This is a genomic window from Ruminococcus sp. 1001136sp1_2201st1_G3_2201SCRN_220225, from assembly GCF_040924365.1.
GTDB lineage: Bacteria > Bacillota > Clostridia > Lachnospirales > Lachnospiraceae > Blautia_A > Blautia_A faecis.
This window is the reverse complement of the sequence record NZ_JBCOME010000069.1, coordinates 1-9,512: the sequence shown is the minus strand read 5'-3', so window position 1 is coordinate 9,512 and position 9,512 is coordinate 1. Positions and strand designations below refer to the sequence as shown.

General features: G+C 40.3%; 10 protein-coding genes and 1 pseudogene. 2 read left to right on the top strand and 9 right to left on the bottom strand.

Annotated elements, in window-relative coordinates:
- Nucleotide 1 precedes the first annotated feature (1 nt).
- The 4 genes and pseudogenes from AB5642_RS17405 to AB5642_RS17390 form a co-directional block, all read right to left on the bottom strand.
- Complete coding sequence (locus AB5642_RS17405) at nt 2-979, bottom strand: hypothetical protein (protein ID WP_368371782.1); 978 nt, start codon at nt 977-979, stop codon at nt 2-4.
- 258 nt (nt 980-1,237) lie between these two features.
- Entirely contained in the window at nt 1,238-1,657 is a 420-nt protein-coding gene (locus AB5642_RS17400) for an SseB family protein (protein WP_368371781.1), read from the bottom strand.
- 473 nt (nt 1,658-2,130) lie between these two features.
- On the bottom strand, nt 2,131-3,423 hold the full coding sequence (locus AB5642_RS17395; protein WP_368371780.1) for an IS110 family transposase: 1,293 nt from the start codon (nt 3,421-3,423) through the stop codon (nt 2,131-2,133).
- Nucleotides 3,424-3,628: 205 nt separating this feature from the next.
- Nucleotides 3,629-3,739: pseudogene (locus AB5642_RS17390) on the bottom strand (DUF6783 domain-containing protein); the annotation flags it as partial.
- On the opposite strand from AB5642_RS17390, the gene AB5642_RS17385 reads away from it, so the two are divergent.
- A complete protein-coding gene (locus AB5642_RS17385; protein ID WP_368371786.1) occupies nt 3,698-3,820 on the top strand; it encodes a DUF6783 domain-containing protein in 123 nt (40 codons plus the stop codon). The pseudogene AB5642_RS17390 and the gene AB5642_RS17385 sit on opposite strands and share 42 nt — an antisense overlap.
- 23 nt (nt 3,821-3,843) lie before the next feature.
- On the opposite strand, the gene AB5642_RS17380 is transcribed toward AB5642_RS17385, so the two are convergent.
- Nucleotides 3,844-4,389: a hypothetical protein gene (locus tag AB5642_RS17380; RefSeq protein WP_295310135.1), complete on the bottom strand. Its 546-nt coding sequence runs from the start codon at nt 4,387-4,389 to the stop codon at nt 3,844-3,846.
- A gap of 1,053 nt (nt 4,390-5,442) precedes the next feature.
- Between AB5642_RS17380 and AB5642_RS17375 the strand changes: the two genes are divergently transcribed.
- Complete coding sequence (locus AB5642_RS17375; RefSeq protein ID WP_368371779.1) at nt 5,443-6,213, top strand: class I SAM-dependent methyltransferase; 771 nt, start codon at nt 5,443-5,445, stop codon at nt 6,211-6,213.
- Nucleotides 6,214-6,309: 96 nt separating this feature from the next.
- Here AB5642_RS17375 and AB5642_RS17370 read toward each other — a convergent pair whose 3' ends face one another.
- The 4 genes from AB5642_RS17370 to AB5642_RS17355 form a co-directional block, all read right to left on the bottom strand.
- Nucleotides 6,310-7,458 (bottom strand): AAA family ATPase, encoded by a 1,149-nt coding sequence (locus AB5642_RS17370; protein WP_368371778.1) that lies wholly within the window; start codon nt 7,456-7,458, stop codon nt 6,310-6,312.
- Nucleotides 7,459-7,844: 386 nt separating this feature from the next.
- Complete coding sequence (locus AB5642_RS17365) at nt 7,845-8,210, bottom strand: SdpI family protein (RefSeq protein ID WP_244095608.1); 366 nt, start codon at nt 8,208-8,210, stop codon at nt 7,845-7,847.
- A 42-nt stretch (nt 8,211-8,252) separates the two neighbouring features.
- Nucleotides 8,253-8,585, bottom strand: a complete 333-nt coding sequence (locus tag AB5642_RS17360; RefSeq protein ID WP_368366082.1) for a DUF3784 domain-containing protein — start codon at nt 8,583-8,585, stop codon at nt 8,253-8,255.
- A gap of 33 nt (nt 8,586-8,618) precedes the next feature.
- Nucleotides 8,619-9,335 carry a hypothetical protein gene (locus AB5642_RS17355; protein WP_173736097.1) on the bottom strand — a complete coding sequence of 239 codons (717 nt, stop codon included), beginning with the start codon at nt 9,333-9,335 and terminating at the stop codon, nt 8,619-8,621.
- Nucleotides 9,336-9,512: the final 177 nt, after the last annotated feature.

Genomic DNA, 9,512 nt, shown 5'->3' with positions numbered 1-9,512 from the left:
CTTATATGAACAGGTCATTATCCTCTTTCAGCCTCTGCATTTCCCTTATATACCTTGCAAACAACAGCACCGCCAGCACAAAGGCCAGGGAAAATACCGGGACTGACACCACATACTCAAGCTGGTAAAGTCTGCTCTGGAAAAGCAACTGTAGTAGGTTAAATACCGCATCCACCCCAATAGTGGATGCTAAGGTCCACACGCAAAAGTGGGAAAGTTTTTCCGCCAGTTTTATACTCTCTCCCTGATACAGGTCTTCCTTCATTGCAGCCAGAAGCCTTCTCGCCAGGAAAACAACTATAATATCCAGTACATAAGGCAGAATACGGACTGCAAAGTGGAGGAACAGGAAAACATAGGTAGGGGTAAGGTTGGAAAAAGTAAAAAATCCATCGCTTAGCTCTATGCCTGTATTTCCCTTCTGTACCGTTTCCAGATTCTGAAGCAGCCCTCCCAGCTCCTGTCCAAAGATGCCGTACACCAATACCACGCTCACAGCGCCAAGAAGGAACCAAAGCCCCTTTTGCAGTCTCTCCGTTCCTGCATTCTTATAATGAAGCAAAATGCGAATAAGCAGGTAACCCAGAAGGACGGAATAGAAGGTACTTCCCAGGGACCATTTCCCGGTGCCTGGTACTCCGATGGACAAAAGTCCCGGATTGATCATGTAGTATAGGGTTGCAAAAAGAAGAGCGCTGATAGCCAGAAGCATGAAATCCAGGGGTTCTGATTTCTTGCGCCAGTGCAGGAATCCCCAAATTCCAGCAGGGATAAGCCCCAACAGCATGTATAAGATGATCGCGATCACATTTCCTACAGCTCCAGACAGTGACAGGATCCGCAGGCCAGCTCCGATCTGTTCAAAAGGGAATGCGATCAAGGTGGAAAACAGACCGGATAAGCTGCGCTGTAAAATACAGAACAGGACGCAGGCGGCCGCTTCCACAGATAAGAGGGTAAATAAATGTCTTTCTTTCATGGGGAACCTCCTTTTGCTGATAACGAGAAAATCCGCTATCGTGCTGGATTAAACTTTCTAAACCTTTACTCTGGATTTCTCTAACTGGTTTATAAAAATTATTGAAAAACGATAATTTATAATTTAATTATAACTTAGAATTATCGTTTGTCAATAATTTTAGCAATAAAAAAATTGCCAGGCAGAATTTTCGCGCTCCGATCTATCCAATGGACAGAAGAAACGTTTTTATTTTCTTACCTGGCATTTTTCAGTAACTTACTGTGTCACATCTCCAAGCACGATCCGAATCAATGTCTTGTCCAGCATCAATGTCCGGTTCCAGGGATTGATGATCACGCCGTTGATTTCTTCCTCGGACAATGCCGCCTCCAACACTTTTCCAATGTCAGTCATAAAGGTTGACATAACACTTCCGCCGCCTTTCAATTCTTCGTCGAAACTGGTAAAAACCGCCCACCAGCTGTTTCCGTCGGAAGTTTTCACAGCCTGCAGTTTCATCTGTCCTGCTGCTGCGTTTGGCTCTACGGCGATGATTACCTGACCGTTTTCACGCATACGTCTTCGTACCACAGTCAGTGCATGAGCCAGCAATTCCTGCGTTGGCTGCTGCTGAAGTGCCGCGATTGCTTCCTCGATTTTCTCATTTCCAAGTAAACCTTCATCTGTTTTATCCATATTATTTTTACTCTCCTCATATAATCAAGTGTTTTTTATTGAAAATTCAAGGTTTTTCAACCTTTCATATCTCAGTGAATAAGCCACAGCTATGAGCATTTCGATGTATCAGGTACTGAAATAGCGGTTGAATGGTATACGAAATAAAACGTCATTGATTTTCGCTTTACTGGCCTTGTGTATACCCTTCCCTCTATGGCAGCTAACCTCCTATATCCACCAGGATCATCTCTATCTCCAGAGGTCCTAACTTCCTTCGTCCTGCCTGCCCATAACCAGGGTGTCAGCTATGCTCCATTACAGGGTCATGCCCTATGGTAAAAATTCCTGCCGACTACTGGCTCATTCTTTGTATTGTTGATTACTGACTTGCTTCCTGTACCAGCACTGTGAGCAGTGGACGTTATCTGTTACATTCTGCTTGATTCAGTGGCTGCCCACGTGACAACCTCCACTATAGTTACTTGTCTTTCTTACGCAGTCTGTAGATAAACTGCTGGTCTCTTGATGTCATTTACCATCTTTTTCGGATCATAATTCACACCTTTAGTCAGCATGACATAAAAGACTCGTATCAGCTTGGCTGCAATCGCCATAAGTGACTGCATTTTCTTCAAGGGATTCAGCCTCCTGGTTGTATAATAATTATGGAGTTCCCTGAACTCCGGGTTCTTCGTTACAAGCGACATTGCAACCTCAAAGAGCAGATATCTGAGTCTCTTTCGACCTCGTCTGCTTATTGTTGTCTCGCCCTTGTGCTTTCCCGAACTATTTTCAACCAATGCCAATCCTGCAAGCTTCTGCAGTTCCTTCGGATTGTTAAAGCGGCTAATATCACCTACTTCTGCAAGGAACCCTGACACTGTCCTGATTCCCACACCTTTGATCTCCAACAGCTTCTCAGCCATCGGAATCTGTTTTACCAACCCTTCAATCAGAGTCATAACTTCCTGAAGACGTATGCTTCTGGATTCATAGTCCTCCAGAAGCATTCGGATTTCCATTCTTGCAGCTACTGCTCCTTCTTTGCTTCCGACACTGTGCTCTGCAGCTTCTATCAGGGTCTTCGCCCTCGCTTTTCCAACTGCTCTTAACTTCGCATCACGCCAGATCTGGTTCACTCCATCGATACCTAACGTCAGGATATCTTCAGGGAGTGGTGCTGCTTTAAGGAGTAGCATTCCGCTCTTGGCATCTGGCTTTCCGTATACCATTCTATATTCAGGAAAATATATATTGAACCAACGACTGATCCTGTTTTGAATTCTTGTAAGTTCCGCTTGTAACTGGAATCTTATGTTTGATGCTGTTCTAAGATCAGCGTAAACACCATCCGGCAGGTATGGGATCATGTAACGTCCCTCTCTAACTAATCCTGCTATAACTTTCGGATCCTTACGGTCATTTTTAGTTGGATTATTGTCGTCGAGTTCTTTTGATTTTTTCACATGGTGAGGATTTACAAGAACCGGTTTCATTTCATTATCCTGTAGAAACTTTCCAAGATTGAACCAGTAGTGCCCGGTCGGTTCCATACCTAGAACCACCTTATCCTTCTCATGTCTTTCTTTGATGTCCAGGATCCATTCCTTAAATGTCACAAATCCAGCCTCTGTGTTGCTAAACTTAAATGGCTTCTTCGAATACTCGATTCCTCTGTAATCAAAAGCTCTGGCATAGTGCGTTTCACTTCCGACATCAATTCCGAGCACCAAAGTTTTTTCTGTAATAGCTTCAATTTTTGCGTTCTGTGTGTTAGACTTCATTGTAGATACCTCTCTGTTCAATAAGATTTTTACTAACCTGCCAGTCAGTAGTCTTATTGTACTCTGAGGTATTTTCAATTTTCAACATCTACGTTTTTTATTATACAGGAAGCTCCATTAAACTAATTTCTGTATTTTTTTATAGCATACCATATTTTACCCCAAATCCCATATCCGTCACCTACACGGTACAGTACATCAAAAATTAAGTTTCTGCTATATTAGAGCGTGTTTGAAAAAGCATTCCCGCAATTTGCACGCCCCACTTTGCGGTATATTTCACCCGAATTCGGTTGCCGTAGCCCGCTACGGCGCCCTCATCCGGGCGAAATCTCCCACAAATTGTGACGTACATCTTGCAGAAAGCCTTTTTCAAACACGCTCTAGCGCAGGATGATTTCTTTATCTGCCGCTCTTTGATTATACCCTTTTATAAATGATTGGTTCATCATATCCAAAAGTCCTTTTTCCGTTAACTTCCATACTTTCAGATACTTCCAGGCAGCTATCGGAAAACTTTTCCCAAAGTTTAAATGTCATTACCGGCGAAAACTGGCTTATGCTGCCGCCTTCCCAGATTCCGTCCTTTTCATGGTAAAGTGCCGGAGTAAATTTTTCGGATTTTTTCAGTTCCGCGTAATCAACCTTCTTCATGGAAGCATATGAAAATGTCTTCTTATCTTCTCCTTCTGGAATTTCATAAGAGGAAAGTAAAATTCCCTGTTCTGTTTCTGTAATAAGAAAAAGATGTGGTGACGCATGACGTTTCCCATTCGTTTCATAGTAGCTTTCTTCAACAACAAATCTGCCATTGAAATCCTCTGGAAGATTTTTTATTTTGTCATTACAGATTGTATTTACATGCTCGGCATATGGATATGTTTTCCCTTCCGCCTGCATCTTATCAAACTGCTCCTTGTTATCAAAATGTCCTGTCATCATTCCTGTAAAATCATCAAGTTTCATCTTGGTATTTACCTCCATAATTGATTTTTATAATGTTAGGTACAAAAGTTCTCAACTATAATATCCACGGATATAGGTATCCGTTGTTTTTATCAGCTTTCTCAACATCCTGGAGCATGTTTGAAAAAGGCTTTCTGCAAAATGGGACTGTCTATTTCCCGACATCCCTTATCTTACGCTTGAACACACGGCATCTTACGATACCAAATTTATATTATTATCTGTAGTCAGTGATTACTCGATAACTGTAGCAACACGTCCTGATCCAACAGTACGTCCATCTTCACGTTTGTGAGGTTCTTAAAATCTCATTATTTTCTGTGATTTTCGTGTCTTTATTGTCCTGTGTTATAAGATTTCTACGCTATATTTCTGTTCTCTTCATTTTTTAGTATCAAAATAGTATCACAGTCAGATTTTTATGGGTCATCAACTTTCCGATTGCAGATTCCCACTTTGACTGTTATAATCGAAACATGGGTGCTATCATAACGGTAGGCGGTTAGTCCTTCAGCAGAGGGACTGTGACCCTCTGATTACATAGAAACTCGAAAGAGAATCCACTGGAAAGGAGGGCTAAGCCATGAGTATTGTTGATTTTATAGCAGTAATGAGCTTCGGCTTAACCTGCTTTGGTCTTGGATATACCTTTGGCAAGGATAATAATAAACCACAAAAATAGCCGCCCTGGTCTGGTAAACTAAGCGGCAATTTTTGTCAAAACATATATCGGACTAACCGTCTATCGGTAGCACTCTTTTTCTATAATCATATTAGCACGCATGTGTGAAAATGTCAAAATTTTTTTATTCTACATAGTGCAGCATTTTTGCCTCTATTATTTTCAGTTTTCTTTTTTTAAAAAAGGTGATATGCTGATACAAGATCATTCGAAAGGCGGTGAACTCATACAATGAGACTTATTCGAGGTAACTACTCGGTGCAGTTGTAAATCTGGCAACAGGTTGTATCGAGGTTATTTTTTGATGTTGTCAGTTGGCTGCACCTATCATTGAGGTATAGAATAATTATATTAAGATAGGAGTAGTTACAATGAATAAACATGAATTGATAAATATTTGGAAAACAGAAGAACATGTGGCACATATCCATGGATGGGATTTCTCGCACATTGAGGGAAGATATACGGAAGAAACGGACTTGCCCTGGGATTATAGGCATATCATACTGAATTACTTAAAACCGGAAATGAAACTGCTGGATATCGATACCGGCGGCGGTGAGTTTTTGTTATCCCTCCACCATCCTTACGGAAAAACAAGTGCAACCGAAGCTTATCTGCCCAATGTCCAGCTATGTAGGGAAACTCTGCTTCCTCTGGGAATTGATTTTCAGGCAAGCGACGGAAAGGATCCGCTGCCATTCGGTGATTCTGAATTTGACATTGTGATCAATCGCCACGGCGATTTTAATGCGGAAGAAATACATCGCGTTCTGAAAAGCGGAGGAATTTTTATCACCGAACAGGTTGGCGCGGAAAATGACCGTGAACTGGTAGAGCTTCTCTTAGGAAAAACCAAGCTTCCATTTCCAGAGCAGTACCTGGATATCGTTTGCAAGCAATTTCATGATGCAGGTTTCTATATTCTGGACGCCCAGGAATGTTTCCGCCCAATCAAGTTTTTTGATATAGGTGCACTGGTCTGGTTTTCACATATTATAGAGTGGGAATTTCCTGACTTCTCTGTAGATCGTTGTAAAAACAGCCTGCTGCATGCTCAACAGATTTTAGAGCAAAACGGCTGCGTTGAAGGACGAATCCATCGGTTTTTATTAGTCGCACGCAAATCTAATAGAGCGTAAACATTAAGGGTGAAGATACTTTTACACGTCTTCACCCTTGTGTTTACCTCACCTCTGGAAGATTCTCATCTCCCCAGACCTTCAAGAACTGTGGCATTATCGAAAATATCTCCGGGCATTAATATATTCCTGTGAAACTTCTTTATTGGGAATACTCACAGTTTCAGCTGTACTGTTATACGTCAGATAGCCAAGGTGCACCAGCAAAGTCAATACATCATCTTTCGTTGCAAATGTAATCATATCGTTGCTGAATGTTCCAATATGAATGGAAACAGCATCGCCTGCAAGCATTCGAACTACAGAATCTTTCAGCCCATCCATATCCATTTGAATATAAATTTTCAAAGCCTCGTATGTTTCCGTCTGGTTCCAGTAGGTTCCAAATTTGTGACGCAGCATTGCCTCTACAACGGATTTTGGACTGTACATGGAATATATTTCATTTCCTGTCTGCCGATGCGCGATCAACTGATAACCATCGTACCACATCTTTGCTTCTTCGAAACTCATATCATATTTTTCACAAAGAGCGAATACTTCCTTCTCTGTGAAACCAAAATATTCCGCCAGATCACCCGGATCGGTCATGGAATACTCGGTAAACATATTTAACGCAGAATGAGATCCATATTTCTTGATTGGAAGAATTCCCGTCATATAAGCCAACGCAACATAGTCTTTATCTTTCAACCATGCACGAAGGAAATCCAAATATTCTTTCTGTGCTTCTTTATCCTGTTTATATTCCCGAAACAGACAGTCCCACTCATCAATCAAAATAATAAAGGAATGATTTGTTTTACTGTAAATATCCTTCATCACCTGAATCAGATTATGTTCATCACGAAAGCGAACCGTTTCAAAATGATCCATCAGGTCAAAAATCAGATATTTCTGCAACATGGACAGCATTTCATCCATACTGTGTGTCATGCTTAGAAATTCCTGCATATTTACTTTAATGACATCATACTGATTACGATGTTTTTCATAGGATTCTGCTTTTCTGATTTTGAGCGATTTAAATAATTCAGCCGAATCCTCTCCACGAGCATAGTAAGCGGCCAGCATATCCGCCGCCATCGATTTTCCAAAACGTCGCGGACGGCTGACACACACAAATTTCTGACGGGTATTAAGAGCTACATTTGTTTTTTCAATCAAACCGGTTTTATCCACATAAATTTTCGAATTCAGGCTTTCCTGAAACCCTTTGTTTCCCGGATTCAGATAACTTCCCATACAAAAACCTCCCGTCAAATTTTTATATAATTTATTTTACTCGATTCCCACAGCTATCACAAGGACAGGTTTAAATCTACTCCAAGGATTGAATATGGCTTGTTACTGTTCACTCCGTGACCAGTAACCGCTCCGCGATGCACAGAAATCATGCATTCGCATGATTTCGCGCCGCAATTCTCGGGTTTTCTGTGAACTTTGTTCACAAAAAACACCTCGCGGAATGTTACCAGTGAACAGTAACTATGGCTTTTCAAACTGGAAATCATTACTTTCTACATAACGTGTTTCCTAAAATGATGATTACCACCACATTAACCAAAATAATCCCCAATGCAATATATACAAAAAATGCAGGCAAAACATTTTCACAAGACAAAAATTAGCTATTTTTTCACTCCTTGCTTTGTAAAATGCTTATGCAGCAAAAATTCTGTTGGAATAATTGTGAGTACCATAATTCCCAGTTGTAAAAACACCAAATACACAGAAATCATTTCGAAGTTTGTGTCGTCTTTCATTAAAATCAAAATAAAAATCGATAATATCGTCAGAATGATTCCTAAAACAAAGTTTAACCCTCCCCAACATCTGTGTGCATATTTCCATGTTTCATCATTCATCCTTGACATAGTACTTCGATATCCTGACATTCCCTGTCGATCTTTAGGAGGCTTATTCTTCCACGTATATCCTAATATAATCATAGATAACGGTACTAAAAGTGAACAAATACATAAAAATATAAACATCACAGCGACCTCCTTTCTGTCAATTCCATAAACTAAAAATCATTATTTTCTGCATAGCGTGTTTCCTAAAATAATAATTACCACGACATCAACCACAATAATTCCCACTGCAATATATACAAAAAATGCAGGCAGAACACTTTCAAACAACCCCATAATTAATATAAGAATTGATATAATAGACATTCCAATTCCCATTGTTCTGCATAACTTCTTTTCATCATATTTTTCCTTTTCTGTTTTTGAAGCTGTATTATATCCGGAAATAACCCAACTCCCGTGTCCAGAAATTAAAACTATAGAAAGTACAGCAAATATCACAAAAACAATCCATACTACCCAGTCAGGACCGGATGATAAATCTGCTAATTTCATCTATATGCACCTCCTTAACTTCCGAAGAACTTTCTACTCTTTCTCTACACAGAAAGAAAAAACATTTGGAACCGCATCTTTTCCAAAAGTCTTTAGTGCCATCCGATACATTGCTTTCGCATGAATCCTGTCATGCCAGATAAATCTCCGCAGTACCTTCCGCAATGACCATTCTTCATCATAGCTCCCAAGATAAACTTTATTTTCCAGAAAGTTCTGTTTCTGCTCTAGCAATTCAAATCCATGATTTCTACATTCCTCAATAGTTCCGTTATTATCTGCCTGAACCCCGATTTCTCTGAAGTAATATGCATTAACATTTTTCGTATGCTCATACATTTCCCGCGCCGTACGCGGAATTTCGCCGTAAAAAGTAGTTCTAACTGGCAAAACACTTTTATCTTTATTTGGTATCGCCCGATACAACGTCAAAAAATCATTGGCAGATTTCATAGCAAGTGCTTTTAGTGCTTCATATTCAGCCAATCTTAGCGGCTTCTTCTCTTCATCAAAAAGTACATCTGAGTCTGCATCTGAAATGGTAAGTTCAGATGCTTTTTCCTGAATAATCTCAGACTCCAGAATATCCGAAATCAGATCACCTTTCCACTTTAAGTAAGACATAATTTCAGACGGCATTTTTTGAATTGCTTCGCTCCTAGACTTGCCTCTTGTGAACGCCCCAACAAAATTGGACGAATACAAGATTGTGTCATCGCCATTGTGTTCCCAGACACAGTTTACTTTCATAAAATAGTTACCTCCAATTTGAATTATAGGTTCAATTCAAACATTTATATTCTGTCCATCCCGTATTTTCGTAAAGCATTTGTTTTGCTTCGGCAAACCACAATTGAACTAAATCGCTGCGCGATGGCCTGCGAAGGCTGTGGCGCAGTTTTCTCTTTAACTTAAAAAGGCAGTAGA